The sequence below is a fragment of the Streptomyces tateyamensis genome (genome assembly GCF_003205575.1).
GTDB classification, from domain to species: domain Bacteria; phylum Actinomycetota; class Actinomycetes; order Streptomycetales; family Streptomycetaceae; genus Kitasatospora; species Kitasatospora tateyamensis.
The window spans coordinates 1-26043 of record NZ_PYBW01000134.1 but is presented as its reverse complement, the minus strand read 5'-3'; the positions used below and the strand labels follow the sequence as shown (position 1 = coordinate 26043).

The window sequence follows — 26043 nt, the reverse complement described above, 5'->3', positions numbered from 1 at the left end:
GGCCCTATGGCCCTGTCACCGCTGGTTCCCGAGTTGAGTGCGCTGGAGCTGCTGCTGGCAGTGGCCCGGCACGGCAGCGTCGGGCAGGCCGCGGTCGAGCTGGGGATCAGCCAACCGGCCGCCAGCGCCCGGATCAAGGGCATGGAGCGCCAGCTCGGAGTGGCCCTGCTGGTCCGCTCCCCGCGCGGCTCCCGGCCCACCCCGCAGGGGCTGCTGGTGATCGAGTGGGCCCGCCAGGTGATCGAGGCGGCCCAGGCGCTGGACGCCGGGATCGCCGCACTGCGCGAGGACCGGGACGCCCGGCTGCGGGTGGTCGCCTCGCTCACCGTGGCCGAGTACCTGATGCCCGGCTGGCTGCTGGCGCTGCGCGCGGCCCGGCCCGACACCGCGGTCACGCTGCGCGCCGCCAACTCTGCCGCGGTGGCCGAGCAGGTGCTGGCCGGCGAGGCCGACCTGGGCTTCGTGGAGGGTCCGCGCGCCCCGGCCGGGCTGGCCGGCACCGTGGTGGCGGCCGACCGGCTGGTGCTGGTGGTGGAGCCGGGCCACCGCTGGGCGCACCGGCGGGCGCCGGTGACCGCGGCGGAGCTGGCCGCCACGCCGCTGGTGCTGCGCGAGCCGGGGTCCGGCACCCGGGAGGTGCTGGACCGGGCGCTGGCCGGGCAGCTCGGGGCCGGCGCCCGGTCCACCCCGCTGCTGGAGCTGGCCTCCACCACCGCGCTCAAGGCGGCCGCGCTGGGCGGCGCCGGGCCGGTCTGCCTGAGCGTGCTGGCCGTCGCCGACGAACTGGCCACCCGCCGGCTGGTCGAGGTTCCGCTGGCCGGGCTGGACCTGCGCCGGCCGCTGCGCGCGGTCTGGCCGGCCGGACGCCGGCCGGCCGGCCCGGCACGCGACCTGCTCTCCTTTACCAGGAAAACCTGAGCGAGCTAGACTCAACTTAGCTGCCTGCCACTGAGGCAGCCCACCCGACCGCTGCACCTGGAGGAGTACGACCACCGTGGCCATGGACGCGAGCAAGTTCACCACCAAGACCCAGGACGCCCTGTCCGTGGCGATCCGGCAGGCCGGCAGCGCGGGAAACCCGGACGTCAGGCCGGTGCACATCCTGCTCGCCCTGCTCGAGCAGCCCGAGGGCATCGCCCGCCCGCTGCTCGAGGCGGTCGGCGCGGACGTCTCCCAGCTGATCGGCGCCGCCCGGCAGCAGCTGCGCGCCCTGCCCGCCGCCCAGGGCGCCACCGTGAGCGCCCCGCAGCTGGGCCGCGACACCCTGGCGGTGCTGGAGGACGCCGGCCGGCGCGCCGACAAGCTGGACGACGCCTACGTCTCCACCGAGCACCTGCTGGTCGGCCTGGCCGCCGAGGGCGGTGCGGTGGCCGAGCTGCTGGCCCGCCAGGGCGCCACCCCCAGCGCCCTGCTGGAGCGGTTCACCGAGGTGCGCGGCTCGGGCAAGGTCACCTCGCCCGACCCGGAGGGCACCTACAAGGCGCTGGAGAAGTACGGCACCGACCTGACCCAGGCCGCCCGGGACGGCAAGCTCGACCCGGTGATCGGCCGCGACCAGGAGATCCGCCGGGTGGTCCAGGTGCTCTCCCGGCGCACCAAGAACAACCCGGTGCTGATCGGCGAGCCCGGCGTCGGCAAGACCGCCGTGGTCGAGGGCCTGGCCCAGCGGATCGTGGCCGGCGACGTCCCCGAGTCGCTGCGCGGCAAGCGGCTGGTCGCCCTGGACCTGGGCGCCATGGTGGCCGGGGCCAAGTACCGCGGCGAGTTCGAGGAGCGGCTCAAGGCCGTGCTGAACGACATCAAGCAGAGCAACGGCCAGGTGGTCACCTTCATCGACGAGCTGCACACCATGGTCGGCGCCGGCGCCGGCGGCGACTCCTCGATGGACGCGGGCAACATGCTCAAGCCGATGCTGGCCCGCGGCGAGCTGCGGATGGTCGGCGCCACCACGCTGGACGAGTACCGCGAGCGGATCGAGAAGGACCCGGCGCTGGAGCGCCGGTTCCAGCAGGTGCTGGTCGGCGAGCCCAGCGTGGAGGACTCGATCGCCATCCTGCGCGGCCTCAAGGGACGCTACGAGGCGCACCACAAGGTGCAGATCGCGGATGCCGCGCTGGTCGCCGCCGCCACCTTGTCCAACCGCTACATCACCTCCCGGTTCCTGCCCGACAAGGCGATCGACCTGGTGGACGAGGCCGCCTCCCGGCTGCGCATGGAGATCGACTCCTCCCCGGTGGAGATCGACGAACTCCAGCGCTCCGTCGACCGGTTGCGGATGGAGGAGCTGGCCCTGGAGAAGGAGTCGGACCCGGCCTCGGTGGACCGGCTGGCCCGGCTGCGCCGCGACCTGGCCGACCGGCAGGAGCAGTTGAGCGGCCTGACGGCCCGCTGGGAGCAGGAGAAGAAGAGCCTGAACCGGGTCGGCGAGCTCAAGGAGCGCCTCGACGGCCTGCAGAGCGCCCTGGAGCGGGCCCAGCGGGACGGCGACTTCGAGCAGGCCTCCAAGCTGATGTACGCCGAGATCCCGTCCGCCGAGCAGGAGTTGACGGACGCTCAGGAGCGGGCCCAGGACCAGGACAGCAGTGCCTCGATGGTCAAGGAGGAGGTCGGCCCGGACGACGTGGCCGACGTGGTCGCCTCCTGGACCGGCATCCCGGCCGGCCGGCTGCTGGAGGGCGAGAGTGGCAAACTGCTCCGCATGGAGGAGGAGTTGGGCCGCCGCCTGATCGGCCAGCAGGAGGCCGTGCAGGCCGTCTCGGACGCGGTGCGGCGCACCCGCTCCGGCATCGCCGACCCGGACCGCCCCACCGGCTCCTTCCTCTTCCTCGGCCCCACCGGCGTCGGCAAGACCGAACTCGCCAAGGCGCTGGCCGACTTCCTCTTCGACGACGAGCGGGCCATGGTCCGCATCGACATGAGCGAGTACGGCGAGAAGCACTCGGTGGCCCGGCTGGTCGGCGCCCCGCCCGGGTACGTCGGCTACGAGGAGGGCGGCCAGCTCACCGAGGCGGTGCGCCGCCGCCCGTACAGCGTGGTGCTGCTGGACGAGGTGGAGAAGGCCCACCCCGAGGTCTTCGACGTGCTGCTGCAGGTGCTGGACGACGGCCGGCTCACCGACGGTCAGGGCCGCACCGTGGACTTCCGCAACGCGATCCTGCTGCTCACCTCCAACCTGGGCTCGCAGTACCTGGTCGACCCCACGGTGCCGGACCCGGCCAAGAAGGAGCTGGTGCTGGACTCCGTCCGGTCCGCCTTCAAGCCGGAGTTCCTCAACCGGCTGGACGACATCGTGGTCTTCGAGCCGCTCGGCACGGCCGAGCTGAGCCGGATCGTCGACCTGCAGGTGGCCAGGCTGGGCGAGCGGCTGCGCGAGCGCCGGCTCACCCTGGACGTCACCGCGGCCGCCCGCGACTGGCTCTCGCTCACCGGCTACGACCCGGCCTACGGCGCCCGGCCACTGCGCCGGCTGATCCAGTCGGCGATCGGCGACCAACTGGCTCGGGCGATCCTGTCCGGACAGGTGCACGACGGGGACACCGTGCTGGTCGAGCGGGACGAGGCGGGCGACCGGCTGACCGTGCGCGCCGCCTGACCGCGCGCCGCCCCGGGCGCTGCGGCCACCGTCGGCCGGTGGCCGCAGAGCCTGTGCCGAGCGGCCCCGATGAGGCAGGATGGAGGCATGGAAGGGCGGCCGTGCGGCCCTCGTTTTTGCACCTGTGAAGGGACCTCCCCGTGAGCATTGACCCGTCGTCGATCCCGTCCTTCGGCGCGCCCCAGCCCCCGGCCGGCGGCGGCCGTCCGGCCGGGCCGCCGCCGATCGTGGTCCCGGACCAGGCCCTGGTCACCCAGTTGCTGGACCAGATGCAGCTCAAGCACGTGGTGGACGACGAGGGCGATCTCACCGCCCCCTGGGAGGGTTTCCGGGTCTACTACATGTTCCGCGGTGAGCAGAAGGAGCTGTTCGCGGTCCGCTCGTTCTACGACCGGCCCTACCCGCTGGAGCGCAAGCACGAGATCCTCGACCTGCTGGACGAGTGGAACCGCGAGACCCTGTGGCCCAAGGTCTACACCCACACCCACGAGGACGGCGTGGTCCGGCTGATCGGCGAGTGCCAGATGATCGTCGGCACCGGCGTCAACCTGGACTACTTCGTCACCACCACCGCGAACTGGACCCAGGCCGCGGTCGGCTTCGAGCAGTGGATGGTCGAGCGCCTGGGCCTGCAGGAGGACATCGAGGGCCAGGAGGGCGAGCAGCCCTCCGACGAGGGCGACGACGAGGCCTGATCCCCGCGCCACCCCGCCGACCGGCCCGGCCCGCCCTCCCAGCGGGCCGGGCCTCGGCGTGTCGGGGCCCGGTGTGTCGGGGCTTGTCCGAGCCGGTGCGGCGACGCGAGGATGAGCGCCGACGACCGAGGGCGAGGAGCCGCTGATGGGTGCCAGGCCGCTGTTGAACCGCCGGCTGGCGGGCATGGGCACGACGATCTTCGCGGAGATGTCCGCGCTGGCCACCGCCACCGGCTCGATCAACCTCGGCCAGGGGTTCCCGGACACCGACGGCCCGCGCGAGATCGCCGAGGCGGCCGCCCGGGCGGTGCTGGAGGGCCGCGGCAACCAGTACCCGCCCGGCCCCGGCATCCCCGAGCTGCGCACCGCCGTCGCCGAGCACCAGCAGCGCTTCTACGGCCTGAGCTACCACCCCGACACCGAGGTCCTGGTCACCGCCGGCGCCACCGAGGCCATCGCCGCCGCCCTGCTGGCCCTGCTGGAGCCCGGCGACGAGGTGATCGCCTTCGAGCCGTTCTACGACTCCTACGCCGCCTGCATCGCGATGGCCGGCGCCACCCGGGTCCCGCTGACGCTGCGTCAACCCGCCTTCCGCCCCGACCTGGACGAGCTGCGCTCCCTGATCACCCCGCGCACCCGGCTGCTACTGATCAACACCCCGCACAACCCCACCGGCACCGTCCTGCACCCCGACGAGCTCGCCGCCATCGCCGCACTCGCCGTCGAGCACGACCTGCTGGTGATCACCGACGAGGTCTACGAGCACCTCGTCTTCACCGGCGGCCACCATCCGATCGCCGCCCTGCCGGGCATGCGCGAGCGCACCGTCGCCATCTCCTCGGCCGGCAAGACCTTCTCCTTCACCGGCTGGAAGGTCGGCTGGGTGACCGCCGCCCCCGAGCTGGTGGCCGCGGTGCGCACCGCCAAGCAGTACCTCACCTACGTCAGCGCCGGCCCGTTCCAGTACGCGGTGGCCGAGGCACTGCGGCTGCCGGCGAGCTACTTCGAGCAGTTCCGTGCCGACCTGCGCCGCAAGCGCGACCTGCTGGCCACCGGCCTGGCCGACGCCGGCTTCGGGGTGCACGAGCCGGAGGGCACCTACTTCATCACCACCGACATCACCCCGCTCGGCGAGAAGGACGGCATCGAGTTCTGCCGCGCCCTGCCCGAGCGCTGCGGCGTGGTCGCCATCCCCAACCAGGTCTTCTACGACAACACCGAGGCCGGGCGCAGCCTGGTCCGGTTCACCTTCTGCAAGAAGGACGAGGTGCTGCTCACGGCGGTGGAGCGGCTGCGGCGGCTGTAGGCGGCCGTAGTCCGCGCCGCCGAATGTCCCGATTGCGTGACAGTCGCGCCCGGGCTGCGGCGTGGGCGGGTTCCACAGCGTCAGTAGGTCGTACGGACGATCGACGACCTCGGGGGGACTGGCATGCGGTGCAGGAGGACAGCCGGCACGGTTACGGCGCTGCTGATCGGCGGGGCGCTGCTGCTCACCACGGCCTGCGGAGGCGGTGGCGGGCACCCGGGCGCCGCGGCCGGCAGCGCGGGCGGCGGGAGCAGCGCCGGCGGCAGCGGTTCGGGCGGCGGCAGCGGCTCGGGCGGGCCGGTCTCGGCCGAGTCTCCGGCGGCCGCGGCGAAGGGCTCGGCGGCCGTGCTGTCCGTGCTGCCCGCCGACGGGGCGACGGGCGTGGCGATCACTGGCGCGGTCAAGGTGTCCGTCGGCAGCGGAAAGCTGACCCAGGTCACCGTGACCGGCCCGGACGGGAAGTCGGTGCCGGGCACGGTCGGCGCGGACGGCAGCTGGGCGCCCACCACCGCACTGGCGGTCGCGACCCGCTACCGGGTGGACGCCGGCGCGGTGGACCAGGCCGGCCTGGCCACGACCGTCAGCACCAGCTTCACCACCCTCGCCCCGGCCCGGACGATGACGGTGGTCGACAACCTGACGGGCGACGAGACGTACGGCGTCGGCATGATCATCAGCGTCACCTTCGGCCAGCCGGTCACCGACCGCGCCGCCGCCGAGGCGGCGGTCACCGTGGAGGCCTCGGACCACACCCAGGTGCGCGCCCACTGGTTCAGCAGCACCCGGATGGACCTGCGCCCGCAGGAGTACTGGAAGCCCGGCACCAAGGTCACCGTGCACCGGCGGGCCACCAGCGCGCAGCTGGCGCCCGGCGTCTACGGCGCCACCGACCGGGACGAGACCTTCACCGTGGCCCGCTCCAAGGTCAGCACGGTGGACGCGGCCACCCATCGGATGACCGTGGTCGAGGACGGCCTCGCCCCACAGACCATCGACATCACCGCGGGCGCCGACGACAACCCCTCGTGGAACGGCACCATGGTGGTCTTCAGCAGGGAACCGATGGTCCACATGGACTCGGCGACCACCAACATCAAGGGCAAGCCGTACGTGGTCGACGAGCCGCACGGACTGCAGATCGCCACCACCGGCTCCTACGTGCACGGCAACGAGAACGCGGTCGGCGCCGCGGGGCACCGGAACATCAGCCACGGCTGCATCGGCCTGCCGGACACCAAGACCGGCGACCCCGACTCGGTGGCCGGCAAGTTCTGGCAGGACTCGAAGATCGGCGACGTGGTGATCGTGAAGAACTCGGTCGGCGACCCGGTCGCGCCCGACAACGGCCTGTCCGGTTGGAGCCTGCCCTGGGCGAAGTGGTAGCCGTACCGGCCGGGGCCGCTCATCCTCAGCCCCGCCGCGGCCGGCGCCACTCCCCCGAGCCGAGCGGCAGGTAGCCCTGCCCCTCGCAGGCCGAACAGGTCTGCGGCACGAAGCCGGTACCCATCAGCAGGCAGTCGCTGCCGTCGCGGTGGGTGTGCGGACGGGCGCCGGCCCGCACCCGGGTCCGGGTGCCGTCGTCGCAGCAGGGGCAGGGCATCCGGAACTTGACGTATCCGGTACCGGGCGGGCCGTTCAGCTCGTCCTCGCTCATACCCACGTCCTTTCCCCCGCCCGGCCGATCACACCCGACGGGCCCCACAGGTCGTCAACTCCGCTCTCGCAATCGCCCGGTGGGGCGCAGGCACAACGGATGGCTGTCCCCCGGACCCGACTCCCCGTTCCACTGCGGCCGCACCGCCGTCAAGATGTCCCTGACCGGTCGTCAGACTACGTACTGCCGCCGGTGTCCGTGCTTCGGGGGGAGTGGCTCATGGTGCCGATCGGCTCGCAGCTGCCGCGCGCGCTGGCCTTCTGGCTGGTCGCGGCAGTACTGGCGCTGCTGCTGTTCGCCTCCGGCGCGCCCTCCCCGCTCTACGTGACCTACCAGCAGGCCTGGCACTTCTCACCGCTGGCGCTGACCGCGGTGTACGCGGCCAACGCGCTGTCGCTGCTGGTCACCCTGCTCTTCGTGGGCTCGCTCTCGGACCACCTGGGGCGCCGCCCCGTACTGCTGGCCGCGGTGCTGGTGGAGCTGGGCTCGATGCTGCTGTTCGCCGAAGCCCGGGGCCTGGCCTGGCTGTTCGCCGGCCGGATCGTGCAGGGCGTGGCTACCGGAGCGGCCACCGGGGCGCTCAGCGCGGCCCTGATCGACCTGCAGCCGGCCGGCAGCCGGCTCGGCGCACTGGTGACCAACGCGGCCTCGGCCGGCGGGCTGGCGGTGGGCGCGCTGTGCGCCGGGCTGCTGGTGGCCTACGGCCCGGCGCCGACCCGGCTGGTCTTCTGGCTGCTGGTCACCGCCTTCGACGCCGCGCTGCCGCTGCTCGCGGTGCTGCCCGAGACGGTGCGCCCGGACGGCGGCTGGCGGCGCACGCTGCGGCCCGAGCTGGCCGTGCCACCGGCGGTGCGCGGCGCTTTCACCGCGCTGCTGCCCTCGGTGGTGGCCAGCTGGGCGCTGGCCGGGCTCTACCTCTCGCTGGGCGGCTCGCTGGTCCGCTCGGTGCTGCACCTGCACAGCCTGCTGGCCGGCGGGCTGGTGATCGTCGCACTGCAGGGCACCTCGGCGGTGGTCGCGGTGGCGGCCCGGGACTGGTCGGTGCGGCGCTCGCTGCTGGTCGGTCCGGTGGCGCTGATCCTCGGGGTGGCGCTGGCCATGCCGGCGCTGCGGACCGGGTCGGCGGCGCTGTTCTTCCTCGGCAGCGCGGTGGCCGGGGTCGGCTTCGGACCGTCCTTCAGCGGGGCGCTGCGCACCCTGACCGCGCTGGCGCCGGCCGACCGGCGGGCCGAGGTGGTGACGGCGGTCTACGTCGCCTCCTACCTGGCGCTGAGCCTGCCGGCGGTGGCGGCGGGGCTGGCGGTCTCGCACGTCGGGCTGACCACCACGGCGACCTGGTACGGCGCGGCGGTCTGCGTGCTGGAGGCGGTGGCGCTGCTCGGCACACTGCGCCGGCGCGAGGCGGCGGCCACCGGCGCCGCGGCCTCCCCGGCCCCGGCCCAGGCCGAGCCCGCGCTCCCGGTGACCGGACCAGGCTGCGCCGCTCCCTGCCCGCGGACGCTGGCCGCGCAGTCCCACTAGACCCACCGGCGGCCCACCCCCTGGGGCCGCCGGTGCCTGCCACCCGCTGCCCGCACAGCGCACACTCCGGCTTGCTGCCAAGAGCAGGGGCGCACTTCAAAGCTTTGCGCCCCTTTCACTCAAGTCATGCGACTACGCGCAAATGGCGTATTACGAGCAGTCTCCTGCGCGCTCTTGATCACACCTGACACGGCACTACGCCCAGAACGGTGAATGTCCGACAAGAAGGGGTAAATCCCTGACGGACCCGGAGAATTCGTGCTTCTCTGCTGCTGAATCTCCAGCCGGAATCCTTCCTTCCACGGTCGGCCGCGTCCTGGACCGCACAGCAAGCCACCAGCCGGCCGTCGGGCCGAGTCGGGCACTGCACGGGGGCGCGTACGGAGCTGAATTGCGGAGCCGAGCATGCTCACCACACTGCAGACCTCCTATACCGACACCCGCGCCGGTGACCTGGCCTGGTGTCTCGGCGGCGGACCGCTGCCCGCGCTCGCGGTGCGCGACCTGCCGCTGCCGGGTCCCGCCGACGCCCTGGTACCCGCGGGCCCGGACGGCCACCAGGAGAGCGGCAGCATCGCGAGCGGCAGAACCGGCCGCACCGCCGCGGCCGGCACCCTGCAGCTGCGGCTGCTCGGCGCCTCGCACCAGGTGGTGATCGCGGCCGGCCCCGGCGAGTGCCTGGAGACGGTGGCCTGCCTGCCCGGCCGCCGGACCCCGCTGCCGGCCCGGGTGGCCGAGCAAGTGGCCGGCTGGGAGTACGAGTTCGCCGCCCGGATCGAGTCGCTGCCGCCGCACGTCTTCGCGGCCCGGGCCCAGGAGATCCTGGCCCTGGTGGACGAGCACCCCAGAGGCCTGGCCGGCGTCTTCCCGGGCGATCCGAGCGCCTTCACCGCGCTGGTCGCCCAGGGCAGCGCCGAACGGGTGCTCTGGCGGACCTGGCACGCCTACCCGCAGGAGGGACGGCTGGTCTGCACCCGCTCCTCGCTGGTGGTCCGCGGCCCGGGCGCGGCGCGGGCCGCCCCCAGGTGCGCGCTGACCCGACCGGTCGCCCGGTGAGGCGGGGAGCGGGCCGAACACCATGACGACCGGTCAACCCGAACCCGGCCGCTGTCCCTCCAACGGGTGCAGCTGTACCGGTGCCCGGTCGCCTAGCGTTTCTTCGTGATCAACCAGCCGACCGGCCCACCCGCCCAGCCCGGCCTCGACCCCGTCCGCACCCGCCGCCCGGCCCTGGCCCTGCCGGTGCGCCGCGCGCGGCTCGGCACCCGGAGCCGGGCCCGCGGTCGGCAGCGCGAGGGGGCGACGGGGCCCGGCGGCCCGCCGGTCGCCGCCCGCCCCGGCGGCCGGCCCCGGCGGCTGCCGGCGCGGGCCCGGCTGCTGGTGCTGCTGGCGGCCTTCGTCTGCGCCGCCTGCGGCCTGGTCTACGAGCTGGAGCTGGTCGCGCTCGGCGGCTACCTGCTGGGCGACTCGGTCACCCAGACCTCCGTGGTGCTCTCCGTGATGGTGTTCGCCATGGGCCTGGGCTCGCTGCTCGCCAAGCACTTCACCCGGCGCGCGGCCGTCTCCTTCGCCCTGGTCGAGTGCGCGCTGGCGGTGGTCGGCGGGCTCTCGGTGCTGCTGCTCTACGCCTGCTGGGCCTGGCTCGGCCGCTACCAGGTCGCCCTGATCGCGCTGACCTGCCTGATCGGGGTGCTGATCGGCGCCGAGATCCCGCTGCTGATGACGCTGATCCAGCGGATCCGCCGGGAGGAGGCCGGCCGCGCCGCAGCCGACCTGTTCGCCGCCGACTACGTGGGCGCGCTGATCGGCGGCCTGGCCTTCCCGTTCCTGCTGCTGCCCGCGCTCGGCCAGGCCGACGGCGCGCTGCTGACCGGGGCGGTCAACGCGGTGGCGGGCGCGGCCGTGGTGCTCTGGCTGTTCCGCGACGAGCCCAGTCCGCGGGCCCGGCTGCTGCTGTGGACCGGCTGCGGCACCGTGCTGGCCGTGCTCGCGGTGGCCGGCGCCTGCACCGGCGCGATCGAGCGGGCCGCCCGGCACGCGCTGTACGGCACCACGCCGCGGCAGGCGGTGCAGAGCCGGTACGGCGAGATCGTGCTGACCGGCCAGGCGCGGGTCCCGGCCCAGGCCGGCCAGCCGCTGCGGCTCTACCTGTCCGGCCGGCTGGCCGCCTGCGGCAGCGACGAGTACCGCTACCACGAGGCGCTGGTCCACCCCGCGCTGGCCGGCGTCGGGGACAGCCGGGTGCTGCTGCTCGGCGGCGGGGACGGCCTGGCGCTTCGCGAGGTGCTGCGCCACCGCAAGGTGACCGAGGTGCTGGTGGTCACCCTGGACCCGGCGGTGCCCGCGCTGGCCCGCACCGATCCGGCGCTGTCCGCGCTCGGCGAGCACTCCTTCGCCGACCCCCGGGTGCGGGTGGTCACCGCCGACCCGCTGGCCTGGCTGCGCGAGGACTCGGCCACCGAGCGGTTCGACGCGGTGCTGGCCGACCTGCCCGCCCCCGAGCGGGCCTCGCGCAGCGAGTACCACGCGGTCGAGTTCTACGGCCTGGCCGCCGCCCGGCTGGCCACCGCCGGCCGGCTCGCGGTGCCCGCACCGGCGGGTCCGGGCTTGTGGACGGTGGAGGCCGGCCTGCGCGCCGCCGGGCTGTTCACCGTGCCCTTCCCGGTCCCCGGCAGCGGGCCGGCCTGCGACCCGGCGGGCAGCGGGGACGCGGCCACCGTGCTGCTGGCCGCCAGGGACCTGCGGCCCGAGCCCGCGCTCGCCGCCGACGCCCCGCCGCCGCGCTCCTTCACCGCCCCGGAGCTGTCCGCCGCGGCCACCCGGCTGGCCACCGGCCGCCCGCAGCCGCTGCCCCCGCCGAGCACGCTGCTGGAGCCGCGCTGACGGCGCCGAGCCGCCACCGGAGCGAGCCTGCCGACCAACCCGGTGGCGTGCTCTCCACGCCGTGCGGCGGGTCGGTAGGCTCACAGGTATGGAGCATGAGGTTGCCGTCCCGCTGCCGGTCGAGCTCGTCCAGCTGGCCCTGGAAGATCCCGCGCTGCTCGCCCGCTGCGTGCCGGGGCTGAGCACCGAGGCCGAGGCGCCCCGGGCCGCCGGGAAGTCCGCCGCACCGGCCCCGGCCGAGATCCACGGTCGGCTCAAGCTGCGGGTCGGCAGCTCCACCATCACCTACCGGGGCGTCATCTCGCTGATCCGCAGAGGCGGTTCGGGTGTGCTGACGGCCCTGGTCGAGGGCCAGGAGGCGCGCGGCGACGGCGAGGTGGTGGCCACCGTGCGCCTGGGCCTGGAGCCGGACGGCGAGCAGGCCACCGTGCTGCGCTGGCACGCCGACCTGACGCCGGGCGGGCGGCTGGCCGAGTTCGACGCGGCCGTCCTGGCCGCCGCCGGGCGCCGCCTGCTGGATCGTTTCGCCGCCGCGCTGGCCGCGGAAATGGCCGAGAAGCCGGCCGGGTCCGAGCCGGCCGACCCGGACGCGTCGGGCACCCCGACCCTGACCGTGGTCCCCGACCTGCCGGCCGGGGCCGCGGAGGCCGAGGAGCTGCCGGACGACCTGTTCGCCGACGACCTCTCCGACCTGATCGCCTTCCCCGGCAGCGAGGAGGACACCGGACCGGCTCCGGACCTCCCCGAGGGGGCCGAGCCGGCCGCCGGCTGGGGTCGGATCGACGTGCCCTACGGCTTCGGGCGCTCGGCCGAGGACGGCTTCGACGCCGACCTGCCGCCCTTCCCGGACGAGCTGCTCGGCGGCCCGGTCCGGCGCAGCATCGTCGGGCGCTCCGCCGAGGAGGTGGACCACGCCCCGCCGCGCGGCCGCTACGCCCCCGCGCTGCCGGCCCGCAGCGCCCGGGCCCGGGCGGCCACCCGCTGGTACGGCGACCAGCCGGGCGGCGCCGCGACCGGCCACCGCCGGCTCAGCGCTCCCTGGGTGATCGGCGGCGGGGTCGCGCTGCTCGGCGGCGCGGTGATCGTGGCCCGGGTGCTGCGCCGCCGCTGACCTGGGCCGGGCGCCGCATAGACTGACTGCCCATGAGCAACCCGAGCAACGACCGCGACGCCCTGCTGGCGCAGATCAAGACCAAGGCCGTGGTGCACGGCAAGGTCATCCTCTCCTCCGGCCGCGAGGCCGACTACTACGTGGACCTGCGCCGGATCACGCTGGACGCGCAGGCCGCTCCGCTGGTCGGCCGGGTACTGCTGGACGCCACCGCCGACCTGGAGTACGACGCGGTGGGCGGCCTGACCCTGGGCGCCGACCCGGTCGCCGCCGCGATGCTGCACGCCGCCGCCGCGCGCGGCCGCGAGCTGGACGCCTTCGTGGTCCGCAAGGCCGGCAAGGCGCACGGCCTGCAGCGCCGGATCGAGGGCCCGGACGTCAAGGGCCGCCGGGTGCTCGCGGTCGAGGACACCTCCACCACCGGCGGCTCGGTGCTGACCGCCGTCGAGGCGCTGCGCGAGGCGGGCGCCGAGGTGGTCGGCGTCGCGGTGATCGTCGAGCGCGGCGCCGCGCCGGCCATCGAGGCGGCCGGGCTGCCCTACTACACCGTCTTCACCGCGGCCGACCTCGACCTGGGCTGACCGTCCGGGCCGGATGTTTCACGTGAAACAGCCGGGGCGGGCGCCTGCGAAGGCGCCCGCCCCGGCTGTTCGTCGTCTATGGCTCAGCCGCGGCGGTGCCGGCCGCCGGACTGCACCGGCTCACCCGGCTCGCCCGGCTCGGCGGCGGCCGGCGCGACCAGTCCGGCCTTGCGCTTCTTCCGGTCGCGGACCAGCTCGACCAGGATCGGCGAGATCGACAGCAGGATGATCAGCGCCATCGCCGGGATCAGGTACTTGTCGATCACCGGCGCCATCGAGTCACCGAAGAAGTACCCGATGCAGAGCATGACCTCGGTCCAGAGCACACCGCCGATCACGTTCCACACGAAGAACTTGCGGGCCGGCATCTCCAGCACCCCGGCCACCGGGTTGAGGAAGGTGCGCACGATCGGGATGAAGCGGGCCATCACCACGGCCTTCTCCGGACCGAACTTGGCGAAGTAGTCCTCGGCCTTCTGCACGTACTCGCGCTTGAAGATCTTCGAGTCGGGTTTGTCGAACATCCTCGTGCCGACCTTCGCGCCGAGCAGGTGCCCCAGCTGGGCACCGGCGACGGCGCAGAGCGGGGCGGCGAGCAGCAGCACCGCGATCGGCATCTGCACCCCGGGGCCGAAGGCCGTGGCCGCCGCCGAGGAAGCCGCCACACCCCCGAGGATCAGCAGCGAGTCGCCGGGCAGGAAGAAGCCGATCAGCAGACCGGTCTCGGCGAAGATGATCGCCAGCAGGCCGATCGTCCCGACCGAGCTGATCAGTGACTTGGCATCCAGGAGGTTGACCGCGAGGTCGGTGGTGGAGGGGTTCACGGGCGCAGGATAGCGCGCCCGGGTGGCAGGAGTCTGAAGACGGGGCCTTCAGGGCATTCCGGTTGCTTTGTCCGATTGGCCGTCCCGAGTGGCGGGCGCGGTGGTGTCCCCGGACACGAGTCTGGGAGGATGAGCCAGGTGTCCCGCCCGCGGTCGAGGACCACCCTCGTTCCTCCAGCCGCGCCGACGCCATGTACCAACAGGCGTATCGAGCATCGGACAGCGTCGTCCGACAGCCCCACACCGACAGGAGCGGATTCGCATGCCCATCGCAACCCCCGATGTCTACAACGAGATGCTGGACCGGGCCAAGGCAGGCAAGTTCGCCTACCCGGCCATCAACGTCACCTCGTCGCAGACCCTGCACGCGGCCCTGCGCGGCTTCGCCGAGGCGGAGAGCGACGGCATCATCCAGATCTCGACCGGTGGCGCCGAGTTCCTGGGCGGCCAGCACAACAAGGACATGGTGACCGGCGCCGTCGCGCTCGCCGAGTTCGCCCACATCGTGGCCGCCAAGTACGACATCACGGTCGCGCTGCACACCGACCACTGCCCCAAGGACAAGCTGGACGGCTACGTCCGCCCGCTGCTGGCGATCTCCGCCGAGCGCGTGGCCCGTGGCGAGAACCCGCTCTTCCAGTCGCACATGTGGGACGGCTCGGCCGAGACCCTGGCCGACAACCTGGCCATCGGCCAGGAGCTGCTGGCCATCGCGCACGCCGCCAAGATCATCCTCGAGGTCGAGATCACCCCGACCGGCGGCGAGGAGGACGGTGTCTCGCACGAGATCAACGACTCCCTCTACACCACGGTCAACGACGGCGTGCGCACCGCCGAGGCGCTCGGCCTGGGCGAGAGGGGCCGCTACCTGCTGGCCGCCTCCTTCGGCAACGTGCACGGCGTGTACAAGCCGGGCAACGTGGTGCTCCGCCCCGAGCTGCTGCGCGACCTGCAGGACGCGATCGGCGCCCAGTACGGCAAGCAGGACCCGTTCGACTTCGTCTTCCACGGCGGCTCCGGCTCGTCCCAGCAGGAGATCGAGACCGCGCTGGAGAACGGCGTGGTCAAGATGAACCTGGACACCGACACCCAGTACGCCTTCACCCGCCCGGTCGTGGACCACATGTTCCGCAACTACGACGGCGTGCTGAAGGTCGACGGCGAGGTCGGCAAGAAGAACACCTACGACCCGCGCACCTGGGGCAAGCTGGCCGAGGCCGGCATGGCCGCCCGCGTGCTCGAGGCCGCCCAGACCCTGCGCTCGGCGGGCAACCGCCTGAAGTGAGCCCACGCGGCCTGACGGGCCCGGCCGGCAGCCGCCGGCCGGGCCCGCCGTCGTCGTCGCCCGCGGGGGTGATCGCCGAACCTCCACCCCGGGCGCACCGGGGCCGCCCGGGCGGCTGGCAGACTGGGAAGCATGACTGACCACAAGAACTTGCTCGCGGGCCCGGGCCCGACGCTGCTGTCCGAGGATCCCGAGCCGTACCGCCGGCTCGCCGAGGAGTCCGCGTCACCCACCCAGCTCGCGGCGGACTACCCGTGGTTCTCGCTCGCCTGGGCGATGCTGGCCGACGACGCCTTCGCCGAGGGCCGGGTCGTCGAGTCGTACGCCTACGCGCGCACCGGCTACCACCGCGGCCTGGACGCGCTGCGCAGGGCCGGCTGGAAGGGCCACGGTCCGGTGCCGTGGGACCACCGCGCCAACCGCGGCTTCCTGCGCTGCCTGGCCGGGCTGGCCCGGGCCGCCGACTCGATCAAGGAGGCCGAGGAGGCCGAGCGCTGCTGGCAGTTCCTACGGGACAGCAGCCCCGAGGCCTACGCCGAGCTGAAGCAGTAGTAGCACCGCGCGCACCCGTTGCCGAAGGGCACCCACCGGACTCCGGCGGGTGCCCTTCGCGTCAGCGCTCTTCACATTGGCGCTCTTCGCGTCAGCGCAGCACCGGCAGGTAGCCGCTCAGGTCGCTGCGCTCCCCGCTGGCCGTCAGCCGCGGCCCGTCGGCCAGCTCGGCCCACCCCACCCGCCCGGTGGCCAGCCGGATCCAGTCCAGCGGCGCCGCCTCCACCACGTTCGGCGGGGTCCCCCGGGTGTGCCGGGGCCCGGGCACCGCCTGCACCACCGCGAACGGCGGCACCCGCAGCTCCACCGCACCGCCGGGCACCCGGGCGGCGAACGCGTCCGCGAGCAGTCGGCAGACCGTGGCCAGGGCGAACCGGTCGTGCGGGAACTCGGCCGGGCCCAGCGCCGCGGCCAGGTCGTCGGCGTGCACCACCGCCTCGACCAGCCGGGTGATCAGGAAGTCGGTCAGCGTCATCGACCCCAACCGGATCTCGAACCGGCGCCGCTCGTCCCGCACCTCGGGCCCCGCCAGCAGCGCGAGCAGCGCGTCGGCGGCCGCGTCGAAGCCGGCGGCCACCTCGGCCGGCGGCCCGGCGAAGGCCTGCGCGCCGTACTGCCTGGTGCCGGCGTCCAGCAGCTCGGCCAGCGAGCCGACCCCGCCCACCCAGCCGGCCAGGTCCAGTGCCGCCCGCCCCTCGACCGGGTCCGCCAGGTGGGCCGGCGCCCAGGCCAGCTGCAGCGCCAGGTGCGCCACCAGCTCCCGCACCGTCCACTCCCCCAGCCGGGTCGGCCCGGCCAGCAGTTCCTCGGCCGCCGGGTCCGCGCAGAGCCCGCGCACCACCGTGCGCAGCGCGTCGGTCTGGGCGGCCAGCGCCGCCCGTACCTTGGCCGGATCGTAGGAGCGCGCCTTGCGGGCCGCCGTGTTCGCCATGGCGCCAACCTACCGGCTGCCCGGACAGCCGAAAGCGGCCCGCCCCGGCAGGGGCGGGCCGCTCCGTGACGAACCCTCAGCCGAGCAGGGCCTCGATCACACCGGTGTGCGCCTCGGTCAGCTCCGCCAGCGAGACGGTGAACTGGCCCTGGACCTCCAGGGCGTCCCCGTCCACCACGCCGATCCGGGTGGCCGGCAGCCCGCGGGCGCCGCACATGTCGGTGAACCGCAGCTCCTCGCTGCGCGGCACCGCCACCACCGCGCGGCCGGCCGACTCCGAGAAGAGGAAGACGAACGGGTCCAGCTCGGCGGGGACGATCACCCGGGCGCCGAGGCCGCCGCGCAGGCAGCTCTCCACCAGCGCCTGGGCCAGCCCGCCGTCCGAGAGGTCGTGCGCCGCGTCGATCATGCCGTCGCGCGAGGCGGCGATCAGGATCTCGGCGAGCAGCCGCTCGCGCTCCAGGTCCACCTTGGGCGGCAGGCCGCCGAGGTGGTCGTGCACCACCTGCGACCAGGCGGAGCCGCCCAGCTCGTCGGCGGTGTCACCGAGCAGGTAGAGGTGGTGGCCCTCGTCGGCGAAGCCGATCGGGGTGCGCCGGGTGACGTCGTCGATCACGCCCAGCACCGCGACCACGGGGGTCGGGTGGATGGCCACCTCACCGGTCTGGTTGTAGAGCGAGACGTTGCCGCCGGTCACCGGGGTGCCCAGCACCAGGCAGGCGTCGGCCAGGCCGCGGGTGGCCTCGGCGAACTGCCACATCACGTCCGGGTCCTCGGGGGAGCCGAAGTTGAGGCAGTCGGAGACCGCGAGCGGCTTGGCACCGCTGGCCGCGACGTTGCGGTACGCCTCGGCCAGCGCCAGCTGGGCGCCGGCGTACGGGTCCAGCTTGGCGTACCGGCCGTTGCCGTCGGTGGCGACCGAGACGCCGAGGTTGGTCTCCTCGTCGATCCGGACCATGCCGGAGTCCTCGGGGGTGGCCAGCACGGTGTTGCCGATCACGAACCGGTCGTACTGGTCGGTGATCCACGCCTTGGAGGCCTGGTTGGGCGAGCCGGCCACCTTGAGCAGCGTCTGCTTCAGCTCCTCGCCGGTGCCCGGGCGGGCCAGCCGCTCGGCGGTCGGGGCGTCGGCCTGCAGCGCGTCCTGCCAGGACGGGCGGGCGTACGGGCGCTGGTACACCGGGCCGTCGTGCGCCACGGTGCGCGGCGGCACGTCCACCACCTGCTCGCCGTGCCAGAAGATCTCCAGCCGCTCGCCCTCGGTCACCTCACCGATCACGGTGGCGATGACGTCCCACTTCTCGCAGATCTCCAGGAAGCGCTCGACCTTGCCGGGCTCGACGATCGCGCACATCCGCTCCTGCGACTCGCTCATGAGGATCTCCTCCGGCGAGAGCGTGGCGTCGCGCAGCGGCACCAGGTCCAGGTCGATCCGCATGCCGCCGGAACCGGCCGAGGCCAGCTCCGAGGTGGCGCAGGACAGGCCCGCGCCGCCCAGGTCCTGGATGCCCAGGACGAGCTTCTCGCGGAACACCTCGAGGGTGCACTCGATCAGCAGCTTCTCCTGGAACGGGTCGCCGACCTGGACCGCCGGGCGCTTGGCCGGGCCGGTCGCGTCGAAGGTCTCCGAGGCCAGCACCGAGACGCCGCCGATGCCGTCGCCGCCGGTGCGGGCGCCGTACAGGATGACCTTGTTGCCGGCGCCGCTGGCCTGCGCGAGGTGGATGTCCTCGTGCTTCATCACGCCCACGCAGAGCGCGTTGACCAGCGGGTTGCCCTGGTAGCAGGAGTCGAAGACGACCTCGCCGCCGATGTTGGGCAGGCCCAGGCAGTTGCCGTAGCCGCCGATGCCGGCCACGATCCCCGGCAGCACCCGGCGGGTGTCCGGGTGGTCGGCCGCACCGAACCGCAGCGGGTCCATCACCGCGACCGGGCGGGCGCCCATCGCCAGGATGTCGCGCACGATGCCGCCGATGCCGGTGGCCGCGCCCTGGTAGGGCTCGATGTACGAGGGGTGGTTGTGCGACTCCACCTTGAAGGTGACCGCGTAGCCCTGGCCCACGTCGACCACGCCGGCGTTCTCGCCGATGCCGACCAGCATCGCGTCGGACTGCGGGGCCTTCTCGCCGAACTGCTTCAGGTGCACCTTGGAGCTCTTGTACGAGCAGTGCTCCGACCACATCACCGAGTACATCGCCAGCTCGGCGCCGGTGGGGCGGCGGCCGAGGATCTCGCGGATCCGGGCGTACTCGTCCGCCTTCAGACCGAGTTCGGCCCAGGGCTGCCCCGCGTCGGGAGTCTGCTCGGCGTTCTTTACGGTGTCGAGGCTCATCTCAGGAACTCACCAGCTGCTTCAGGACGGAGGTGAAGAACGGCAGGCCGTCGGTACGGCCGGTGCCGACCAGCGGCTCGACGGCGTGCTCGGGGTGCGGCATCAGGCCGACCACGTTGCCGGCCGCGTTGGTGATCCCGGCAATATCGTTGATCGAGCCGTTCGGGTTGACGTCGACGTAGCGGAAAACCACCCGCCCCTCGGCCTCGAGCTCCTCGATGGTGCGCGGGTCCGCGGTGTAGCGGCCGTCCATGTTCTTCAGCGGGACGGAAATCTCCTGGCCCACCTGGTAATCCGAGGTCCAGGCCGTGGTCGCATTCTCGACCCGCAACTTCTGGTCCCGGCAGATGAAGTGCAGGTGGTTGTTGCGCAGCATCGCGCCGGGCAGCAGGTGCGACTCGGTGAGGACCTGGAAGCCGTTGCAGATACCGAGGACCGGCATTCCGAGCCTGGCCTGCTCGATGATGGTCGCCATCACCGGCGAGAAGCGGGAGATCGCCCCGGCCCGCAGATAGTCGCCGTAGCTGAAACCGCCCGGCAGGACCACCGCGTCGACCTGGTGCAGGTCCTTGTCGCGGTGCCAGAGCGCCACCGGCTCGGCCCCGGCCAGACGCACCGCGCGCTGGGCGTCGCGGTCGTCCAGCGAACCGGGGAAAGTGACGACGCCGACGCGGGTGGTCACTGGCCGTCCTCCACCCGAACGGTGAAGTCCTCGATCACGGTGTTGGCGAGAAACGTCTCGGCGGCTTCGCGGATGCGGGCGAGCGCGGCGTCGTCGACCGGGCCCTCCAGTTCCAGCTCGAAACGCTTGCCCTGGCGGACGTCGGCGATCCCGGTGAATCCGAGACGGGGCAGTGCGCGCTGCACCGCCTGTCCCTGGGGGTCGAGGATCTCCGGCTTGAGCATGACGTCGACTACGACGCGTGCCACTGGCACTCCCAAAGGTGTGGTGCGTGAAGGCGGGGGACCTTCAGACTACCGGGGCCCGGAGGCCGTTCGGCTGCACGGGATGTGACGTCCATTGCGCGACGCGCGTAGACCAACGCCCCTTACGCCCCTTGGGTTCCGCCCTTCCCCGAGGTCCGATTCCTCCCCCTTTAAAGGGTCGGTCAGCGGCCGCCCGGAGCCCGGCGAATACCGGCACTCCGGACAGATCGACCACGGATACCCGAGCCAATCACCGCCGAAGTAACGGTGCGACGGCGAAGCGAGGTGAATATCCGGAAAAGAAAGCAGTGCCCATCGATTTCTTGGAAGGACCGGTGCAGAATAGGGCCACCGATGGTGCCGGGAACCCCGTGTGCGCCGCGGACCGCCGGTGGGCCCCACTGCTCCTGCCGCGCGTTCCGGTACTGCCGGAGCACATGGCTGCCGTGGCACACCGCGCCCGGTCGGCCGAATTGCCGAGAGGATTGACACCCATGGCTCAGCGTGTAGTCGTCACGCTCTCCGACGACCTGGACGGCGGCGCGGCCGCCGAAACCGTCCACTTCGGCGTCGACGGGAAGTCGTACGAGATCGACCTGTCCCTGGACAACGCGGAAAAGCTCCGCGAGGCACTCGCCCCCTTCGTCGCCGCCGGCCGCCGCCAGAGCCGCACCGGAAAGTCCTTCCGCCGCACCGCGTTGGCGCCGGACCCGGCCGCCGTGCGCGCCTGGGCCCAGTCCCGGGGCATGGAACTGCCGGCCCGCGGCCGCATCCCCAAGCACGTCTACGAAGCGTTCTCCGAGGCGAACTGACCGTCGTCGGGCGCCCCTTCCGCCGTCGCCGGACAGCGGCGGCGGAAGGGATGCGTGAGCACTCCCGGCGATGGGGTAGAGTATTTCTCGTCGCCACAACCGGGGCCGAACAGGCCACCGGGAGTAGCGACCGGTGTCGACAGACACCGTGCGGACGTGGCTCAGTTGGTAGAGCATCACCTTGCCAAGGTGAGGGTCGCGAGTTCGAATCTCGTCGTCCGCTCGCAGGATCACCGTTACGGTGTTGTGCAAAACAAGTGAAGATCGTGCGGACGTGGCTCAGTTGGTAGAGCATCACCTTGCCAAGGTGAGGGTCGCGAGTTCGAATCTCGTCGTCCGCTCCAGTAGTGAAATGGGTCTCCTTCGGGGGCCCATTTCGCATTTCCTGCCATCTCCGGGATCCGGCGGCCGACCGGGCAAGCGCCCGGTCGGCCGCCCGAGCTGCCTCAGTCCCAGCTGGTCCCGGTCAGCCGCTCGTAGGCCTCCACGTACTTGGCCCGGCTGCGCTCCAGGATCTCCGGCGGCAGCACCGGCGGCGGCAGCTCGCCGGCCGGGTCCCAGCCGGACTCGGGCGAGGCCAGCCAGTCGCGGATGAACTGCTTGTCGAAGGAGGGCTGCGCCGTGCCCGGCTCCCACCGGTCGGCCGGCCAGAACCGCGAGGAGTCCGGGGTCAGCACCTCGTCGCCGATCACCAGCTCCTCACCGCGGCGGCCGAACTCGAACTTGGTGTCGGCCAGGATCAGGCCCTGCTCCCGGGCGATGTCCCGGGCCCGGCCGTAGACCGCCAGCGTGATCTGGCGCAGGGTGGCCGCCCACTCGGCGCCGATCCGGCGTGCCGTCTCCTCGTAGGGCACGTTCTCGTCGTGCTCGCCGACCTCGGCCTTGAGCGCCGGGGTGTAGATCGGGGCCGGCAGCTCGGAGCCGTCCACCAGGCCCGCGGGCAGCGCGATGCCGTTGACCGTGCGGGAGACGTCGTACTCCTTGAGGCCGGAGCCGGTCAGGTAGCCACGGGCCACGCACTCCACCGGGAACATCTCCAGCGGCTCGCAGACCATGGTCCGGCCCGCCCAGTCGGCCGGGGCGCCGGCCGGGACCTCGGTGGAGATCACGTGGTTGGGGACCAGGTCGGCGATCCGCTCGAACCACCAGAGCGAGAGCTGGGTGAGGATCCGCCCCTTGTCCGGGATGTCGCTGGGCAGCACCCAGTCGAACGCCGAGGTCCGGTCGCTGGCCACCATGACCAGCCGGCCCGCCTGGTCGCGGTAGAGGTCGCGCACCTTGCCGGTGTGCAGGTGTTCCAGGCCGGGCACCTGGACCGGTTCGGGCTTGGTGACAAATCCGCTCAAGGTCGTTCCTCGCAAGTGGGGGGGTCGCTGGGCGCCCCCGATCCTTTCACGCGAGGCCTCAGCCGTCCTTGCAGACCCGGTCCAGCAGATTGGCGGTGGCCCGCTGGATCCGCTCGTCGGTGTGGCCGGGGCGGTCGAGTGCGGGCGACCAGGCGAAGGTGCCGGCGGCGAACACGTAGGCGCCGCTGGGGGCCCGGTAGAGCGAGGTCTCCTGGTACCGGGGGCGGCCCAGGTCGTCCTGGTAGGGGGAGTGCGCGAGCAGCACCCGCTCGGTGCTCGTGGGGAGCGCCACCTTGGGGAAGTAGCGGTCCGCCTCCCCCGCCACCAGGCCCGGCACCCGGTCGCCGTCGGCCAGGCCGGTGCCGGCCCACAGCCAGTGCCAGGTGTTGCCCACCACCAACGGCACCGGCTGGGCCACCCGGCCGGCGTACTGGATGCCCAGCAGGTGCTGCTCCGGCTCGCCCGCGTCGCGCCACAGCGCGCTGGCGGCGCCGGGCAGGCCGGCCGCCGGGGACCCGGGGAGCACCCGCTGCCGCTTGCGGCAGTGCAGCAGCCGGTTCGGCTCGCCGGCCGCGCTCGGGCCCAGCTCGACCCGCCAGTAGAGGGCGTTGGCGGAGAGGAAGAGCAGCGAGGTGCCGCCGTCCCGGGCCCGCTCGGCGCTGCGGCGCATCGGCTCCGACCAGTACTCGTCGTGCCCGGGGAAGACCAGCGCCCGGTGCCGGGACGGCTCCACCAGGCCGGCGTGCAGGTCGGTGGCGGTGGCGTAGGCCAGCGGGTAGCCGTACCGCTCGGCCCAGCGGATGAAGTCGTAGGCGTGGCCGACGTGCAGCGGCAGGCCCGCCCCGGCGTGCGGGCGGTCGAAGGAGACGGTGACCGCCGTCGCCGACTCGCCGAGCAGCCCGCCGTGCTCGTCCCAGCAGTGGTACAGGCTGGCCCCGCTGTGGCCGTCCTCCGGGAACAGGTTGTACGCCTGCCAGGTGACGTCCGGCAGCACCAGCAGCAGTTCGGGGCCCGGACCGTCGGTGCGCGGGTCGCGGACGGTGAACGGGACGTGGCTGCGGTTTCGCTGGTCGGCGGTGGTGAGCACCGCGACGTACGCGCCGGGGGCCCAGTGCGCGGGGACCTGGAGGCGCCAGGAGTGCCACCAGTGGTGGCAGCTGACGGTCCGTCCGGCCACCAGGGGGGCGGGCTGGCGCAGGCCGGGGATCAGCGGACTGGCCGTCATGTGCCGGGCCCCGGCCCCCGCGTAGTGGCCGATCCGGTAGACGTCGACCCGGAAGTCGCGCGGCGGGTTGACGGTGACCCGCAGGTCCACCGCGCCGCCGGGGTGCACCGCGCCGGCCGCGGCGAAGCCCTTGATCTGCTGCACCACGTCGTCCGAGTTGCGCGGGGTGCCGACCAGCGGCGGCGGCGCGGCGGGCAGCGGCAGTTGGCCGGGCGCGTCCGCGCTGACGTACCAGGGGATCGGGTCCTCGGTGCCCTCGAAGTAGTGGTCGGGGCTGCGCAGCCAGGGCAGCGGGCCCTGGCCGAACGGGTCCGAGACGCCGTGCGCGAGCGTCCCGGACTCCCATCTGCGACCCGACGACTCCCTGTCCATGCCGCCCTCCCGTGGTACGCGCTCCGGCATGTGCCCCGAAAATATGCGAGTGGTCCAGCAGACCACACCCGGCCGACGGTGCGTCACCCCCAGGCCGTCGATTTGGTGCGCGCGGCGCCCGCTGAGCGCTCGTCAGGTGCTCCCCGGGCGCCAGGACCCCGAGCTACCCGAGCCGGACCGGCTTCTCCAGCCGCACCCCGGCCGCCTCCAGCCAGCCGCGCAGCGGGGCGGCGCGGCCGAGCTCCACCGCGTCCGCCACCGGCTCGGCCAGGTCGCCGCGGCGCACCCCGCCGAGCAGCAGCACCGGGCCGTCCAGCCAGTCCAGGCCCGGGCGCCCGCCCGCGGTGTCCACCGCGGCGCAGCAGACCAGCGCGGTGACGCAGTCGGCCAGCAGCTCCCGGCTGCCGCGCTCGGCGGCCCCCGGCACCGCGGGCGGCGCGGCGGCGGCCAGCGCCCGGGCCAGCTCGCCCACCCGGCCCGCCTCCAGCAGGGCCAGCAGCCGGGCCAGCGCCGGCTCGGGCCGAGCGGGCGCGGGCGGCGGCGCGACCTGGTCCAGCGCCTCCTTCAGGGCCAGCGCCTGCAGCCGCCAGCCGCGGTCCACCACCTGCTCCGGGTAGTCCTCCCAGTGCAGTTCGGCCCGCCCGCCGGGCACCGGGCCGTGGAACAGCTGGGCGGCCAGCAGCGAGACCTCGGCGTCCGCCGCGCCGGGCTCCTCCAGCAGGTCGCAGGCCGGGCGGTCGCCGAGCCGGCTCTCGTACCCCTCGGCCAGCCGGTCGCGGCGGGACAGCTCGGTGAGCGCGGACACCACGCCGGCGTTCAGCTGGGCCGGGCAGCGGCCCAGCTGCCAGGCGGGCAGCGCGACCCGGGTGAGCAGCCGGTCCCAGCCCGCGTAGGCCAGCCCGACCTGGGCCTGGGCGGCCACCCGCAACCCGTAGTCGACCGCCTTGGCCTGCTCGGAGGCGGCCGCCGCGGCGGCCCGCTCGAGCTCCGCCACGTGCTCGCGGCAGGCCCGCAGCAGGGTGCGGGTGATCCGGTCCAGCAGCCGGGCCAGCAGACCGCGCCGGCCCTGGCCCAGCGCCGCGTCCAGCCCGCGCACGAACCTGCGGGCGGCGGCGATCTCCGGGTCGGCGGCAGCCGCGGTGCCGGCCACCACCGGGGCGAGCAGCGCGCGCAGCTCGTCGGCCCGCATCCACCACAGGAACGGCGAGCCGATCACCAGGGTGGGCGCCACCGACTCGGCGGCGGGGCGCAGCAGGCCGCGCAGCACCGGGACGGCCGCCGGCGGCTCCTCCAGCCAGCTGTCGCAGTCCGGGGTGAGCGCGATGGCGGCCGGGGCGGGCACGCCGAGCCGGCCGGCCAGCTCGTGGATCAGCCGGTGCAGCTCGGGGGCCCGGGCGGCCGGCACCGGGATCGCCGGAGTGCTCGGCGGCACCGCCCGGGCGTGCCGGACCACCGCGGCCACCGCCACGGCGGCGACCAGCAGGGCGAGTGCACCGACGACCCACCGGACCACGTCCCAGCCGGCCGCGTCGGGCGACCCGGGAGCGCCGATCCGGCCGGTCAGCCGGCCGGCCAGCAGCACCACGGCGACGGCGGCGGGCAGCACCGCGGCCGCCCTGGCCAGACTGCGGATCCGCAGCACGGCGCGAGCCCGTGCGCGCGCGGCGTCGAGAGCGGCCATCCGGTGCTGCACCCCCCTCGGGAGTCTCGGAGCTGTGTGCTGCTGCCTGGTGTCGTGGGACCGGCGACGGGTGGACTCCCCCGGTGCCGCCCTGCGGTGCCCCGGGAGCGGACCCGGTACTGGTTGGACGCACCCGCGGGGGCCGGTGTTCCGGCTACGGCCGGATACCACTCGTCCCGGTGACAGTTGCAGCTTCCCCCCGGCCGGGCCCACGCACCCGGCGGCGACCGCGGAGCCGCCACCGGCGGGCCCGCGATTCAGCGCACCCTACGGCGGTGGAGCCACCGACGTCAGCCGGATGACCTCGCATTCACTCGAAGGGCTGGAATCGCCCGCCCGTTCGCAAGGTCGGACCGGCGCGGCGAGCCGTCCGGCCCGCGTTGGCGCGAACGAGGAAAGGGCGCTGCCGGCCC

22 protein-coding genes and 2 tRNA genes are annotated in these 26043 nt (G+C 73.8%); 15 read left to right on the top strand and 9 right to left on the bottom strand.

From position 1 onward, the window contains the following. Positions 1-6 precede the first annotated feature (6 nt). The 5 genes from C7C46_RS28810 to C7C46_RS28790 all read left to right on the top strand — a co-directional run bounded on the left by C7C46_RS28810 (position 7) and on the right by C7C46_RS28790 (position 6976). Entirely contained in the window at positions 7-918 is a 912-nt protein-coding gene (locus tag C7C46_RS28810) for a LysR family transcriptional regulator (protein ID WP_110672863.1), read from the top strand. Between the two features lie 82 nt (positions 919-1000). After that, positions 1001-3592, top strand: coding sequence for an ATP-dependent chaperone ClpB (clpB, locus tag C7C46_RS28805; protein WP_110672886.1), 2592 nt, complete (start codon positions 1001-1003; stop codon positions 3590-3592). A 140-nt stretch (positions 3593-3732) separates the two neighbouring features. Next, complete coding sequence (locus tag C7C46_RS28800) at positions 3733-4287, top strand: type III secretion system chaperone family protein (RefSeq protein ID WP_110672862.1); 555 nt, start codon at positions 3733-3735, stop codon at positions 4285-4287. A gap of 145 nt (positions 4288-4432) precedes the next feature. Continuing rightward, positions 4433-5593, top strand: coding sequence for a pyridoxal phosphate-dependent aminotransferase (locus C7C46_RS28795; protein WP_110672861.1), 1161 nt, complete (start codon positions 4433-4435; stop codon positions 5591-5593). A gap of 123 nt (positions 5594-5716) precedes the next feature. Next, positions 5717-6976, top strand: coding sequence for a L,D-transpeptidase (locus tag C7C46_RS28790; RefSeq protein ID WP_110672860.1), 1260 nt, complete (start codon positions 5717-5719; stop codon positions 6974-6976). A gap of 25 nt (positions 6977-7001) precedes the next feature. Here C7C46_RS28790 and C7C46_RS28785 read toward each other — a convergent pair whose 3' ends face one another. Then, positions 7002-7247 carry a hypothetical protein gene (locus tag C7C46_RS28785; protein ID WP_110672859.1) on the bottom strand — a complete coding sequence of 82 codons (246 nt, stop codon included), beginning with the start codon at positions 7245-7247 and terminating at the stop codon, positions 7002-7004. Positions 7248-7466: 219 nt separating this feature from the next. Here C7C46_RS28785 and C7C46_RS28780 point away from each other — a divergent pair, with 219 nt between their 5' ends. The 5 genes from C7C46_RS28780 to pyrE all read left to right on the top strand — a co-directional run bounded on the left by C7C46_RS28780 (position 7467) and on the right by pyrE (position 13343). Continuing rightward, positions 7467-8768, top strand: coding sequence for an MFS transporter (locus C7C46_RS28780; RefSeq protein ID WP_110672858.1), 1302 nt, complete (start codon positions 7467-7469; stop codon positions 8766-8768). Between the two features lie 405 nt (positions 8769-9173). Continuing rightward, positions 9174-9824 carry a DUF2617 family protein gene (locus C7C46_RS28775; RefSeq protein WP_110672857.1) on the top strand — a complete coding sequence of 217 codons (651 nt, stop codon included), beginning with the start codon at positions 9174-9176 and terminating at the stop codon, positions 9822-9824. A 300-nt stretch (positions 9825-10124) separates the two neighbouring features. Then, positions 10125-11651 (top strand): polyamine aminopropyltransferase, encoded by a 1527-nt coding sequence (locus C7C46_RS28770; RefSeq protein WP_110672885.1) that lies wholly within the window; start codon positions 10125-10127, stop codon positions 11649-11651. Between the two features lie 88 nt (positions 11652-11739). After that, positions 11740-12762: an SRPBCC family protein gene (locus C7C46_RS28765; protein ID WP_110672856.1), complete on the top strand. Its 1023-nt coding sequence runs from the start codon at positions 11740-11742 to the stop codon at positions 12760-12762. A gap of 32 nt (positions 12763-12794) precedes the next feature. Then, positions 12795-13343 carry an orotate phosphoribosyltransferase gene (gene pyrE / locus C7C46_RS28760; RefSeq protein WP_110672855.1) on the top strand — a complete coding sequence of 183 codons (549 nt, stop codon included), beginning with the start codon at positions 12795-12797 and terminating at the stop codon, positions 13341-13343. Positions 13344-13426: 83 nt separating this feature from the next. Here pyrE and C7C46_RS28755 read toward each other — a convergent pair whose 3' ends face one another. After that, positions 13427-14167, bottom strand: a complete 741-nt coding sequence (locus C7C46_RS28755) for a DedA family protein (RefSeq protein WP_110672854.1) — start codon at positions 14165-14167, stop codon at positions 13427-13429. Between the two features lie 262 nt (positions 14168-14429). Between C7C46_RS28755 and fbaA the strand changes: the two genes are divergently transcribed. Together fbaA and C7C46_RS28745 are read left to right on the top strand one after the other, a co-directional pair. Next, positions 14430-15452: a class II fructose-bisphosphate aldolase gene (gene fbaA, locus C7C46_RS28750; RefSeq protein WP_110672853.1), complete on the top strand. Its 1023-nt coding sequence runs from the start codon at positions 14430-14432 to the stop codon at positions 15450-15452. Positions 15453-15584: 132 nt separating this feature from the next. Next, entirely contained in the window at positions 15585-16004 is a 420-nt protein-coding gene (locus C7C46_RS28745; protein WP_110672852.1) for a DUF3151 domain-containing protein, read from the top strand. 91 nt (positions 16005-16095) lie between these two features. Here C7C46_RS28745 and C7C46_RS28740 read toward each other — a convergent pair whose 3' ends face one another. The 4 genes from C7C46_RS28740 to purS all read right to left on the bottom strand — a co-directional run bounded on the left by C7C46_RS28740 (position 16096) and on the right by purS (position 20197). Next, complete coding sequence (locus C7C46_RS28740) at positions 16096-16935, bottom strand: sterol carrier family protein (protein WP_110672851.1); 840 nt, start codon at positions 16933-16935, stop codon at positions 16096-16098. A gap of 76 nt (positions 16936-17011) precedes the next feature. Further along, complete coding sequence (purL, locus tag C7C46_RS28735; protein WP_110672850.1) at positions 17012-19267, bottom strand: phosphoribosylformylglycinamidine synthase subunit PurL; 2256 nt, start codon at positions 19265-19267, stop codon at positions 17012-17014. Position 19268: 1 nt separating this feature from the next. Beyond that, complete coding sequence (gene purQ, locus C7C46_RS28730) at positions 19269-19949, bottom strand: phosphoribosylformylglycinamidine synthase subunit PurQ (protein ID WP_110672849.1); 681 nt, start codon at positions 19947-19949, stop codon at positions 19269-19271. Continuing rightward, complete coding sequence (gene purS / locus C7C46_RS28725) at positions 19946-20197, bottom strand: phosphoribosylformylglycinamidine synthase subunit PurS (protein ID WP_110672848.1); 252 nt, start codon at positions 20195-20197, stop codon at positions 19946-19948. Before purS ends, purQ begins: the two co-directional genes overlap by 4 nt. Before the next feature lie 491 nt (positions 20198-20688). On the opposite strand from purS, the gene C7C46_RS28720 reads away from it, so the two are divergent. The 3 genes from C7C46_RS28720 (at position 20689) to C7C46_RS28710 (ending at position 21350) form a co-directional block, all read left to right on the top strand. After that, positions 20689-21006 (top strand): histone-like nucleoid-structuring protein Lsr2, encoded by a 318-nt coding sequence (locus C7C46_RS28720; RefSeq protein ID WP_035847257.1) that lies wholly within the window; start codon positions 20689-20691, stop codon positions 21004-21006. A gap of 150 nt (positions 21007-21156) precedes the next feature. Further along, positions 21157-21229 (top strand) — tRNA-Gly (locus C7C46_RS28715). 45 nt (positions 21230-21274) lie between these two features. After that, positions 21275-21350: transfer RNA gene (locus C7C46_RS28710), tRNA-Gly, on the top strand. 102 nt (positions 21351-21452) lie between these two features. Here C7C46_RS28710 and C7C46_RS28705 read toward each other — a convergent pair. From C7C46_RS28705 to C7C46_RS28695, 3 genes are all read right to left on the bottom strand, one after another. Then, positions 21453-22352, bottom strand: a complete 900-nt coding sequence (locus tag C7C46_RS28705) for a phosphoribosylaminoimidazolesuccinocarboxamide synthase (protein ID WP_110672847.1) — start codon at positions 22350-22352, stop codon at positions 21453-21455. Positions 22353-22410: 58 nt separating this feature from the next. After that, a complete protein-coding gene (locus tag C7C46_RS28700) occupies positions 22411-23949 on the bottom strand; it encodes a N,N-dimethylformamidase beta subunit family domain-containing protein (RefSeq protein ID WP_110672846.1) in 1539 nt (512 codons plus the stop codon). A gap of 163 nt (positions 23950-24112) precedes the next feature. Beyond that, the gene (locus tag C7C46_RS28695) at positions 24113-25630 is read right to left on the bottom strand and encodes a hypothetical protein (protein WP_110672884.1); all 1518 of its coding nucleotides are present in this window, start codon (positions 25628-25630) and stop codon (positions 24113-24115) included. Positions 25631-26043 lie beyond the last annotated feature (413 nt).

Coding starts and splice junctions, on each gene's coding strand:
- clpB (WP_110672886.1), top strand. CDS start 1,001: ATGGACGCGAGCAAGTTCACCACCAAGACCCAGGACGCCCTGTCCGTG.
- C7C46_RS28700 (WP_110672846.1), bottom strand. CDS start 23,949: ATGGACAGGGAGTCGTCGGGTCGCAGATGGGAGTCCGGGACGCTCGCG.
- C7C46_RS28775 (WP_110672857.1), top strand. CDS start 9,174: ATGCTCACCACACTGCAGACCTCCTATACCGACACCCGCGCCGGTGAC.
- C7C46_RS28785 (WP_110672859.1), bottom strand. CDS start 7,247: ATGAGCGAGGACGAGCTGAACGGCCCGCCCGGTACCGGATACGTCAAG.
- C7C46_RS28745 (WP_110672852.1), top strand. CDS start 15,585: ATGACTGACCACAAGAACTTGCTCGCGGGCCCGGGCCCGACGCTGCTG.
- C7C46_RS28695 (WP_110672884.1), bottom strand. CDS start 25,630: ATGGCCGCTCTCGACGCCGCGCGCGCACGGGCTCGCGCCGTGCTGCGG.
- C7C46_RS28790 (WP_110672860.1), top strand. CDS start 5,717: ATGCGGTGCAGGAGGACAGCCGGCACGGTTACGGCGCTGCTGATCGGC.
- purL (WP_110672850.1), bottom strand. CDS start 19,267: ATGAGCCTCGACACCGTAAAGAACGCCGAGCAGACTCCCGACGCGGGG.
- pyrE (WP_110672855.1), top strand. CDS start 12,795: ATGAGCAACCCGAGCAACGACCGCGACGCCCTGCTGGCGCAGATCAAG.
- C7C46_RS28765 (WP_110672856.1), top strand. CDS start 11,740: ATGGAGCATGAGGTTGCCGTCCCGCTGCCGGTCGAGCTCGTCCAGCTG.
- C7C46_RS28780 (WP_110672858.1), top strand. CDS start 7,467: ATGGTGCCGATCGGCTCGCAGCTGCCGCGCGCGCTGGCCTTCTGGCTG.
- C7C46_RS28810 (WP_110672863.1), top strand. CDS start 7: ATGGCCCTGTCACCGCTGGTTCCCGAGTTGAGTGCGCTGGAGCTGCTG.
- C7C46_RS28720 (WP_035847257.1), top strand. CDS start 20,689: ATGGCTCAGCGTGTAGTCGTCACGCTCTCCGACGACCTGGACGGCGGC.
- C7C46_RS28795 (WP_110672861.1), top strand. CDS start 4,433: ATGGGTGCCAGGCCGCTGTTGAACCGCCGGCTGGCGGGCATGGGCACG.
- C7C46_RS28740 (WP_110672851.1), bottom strand. CDS start 16,935: ATGGCGAACACGGCGGCCCGCAAGGCGCGCTCCTACGATCCGGCCAAG.
- fbaA (WP_110672853.1), top strand. CDS start 14,430: ATGCCCATCGCAACCCCCGATGTCTACAACGAGATGCTGGACCGGGCC.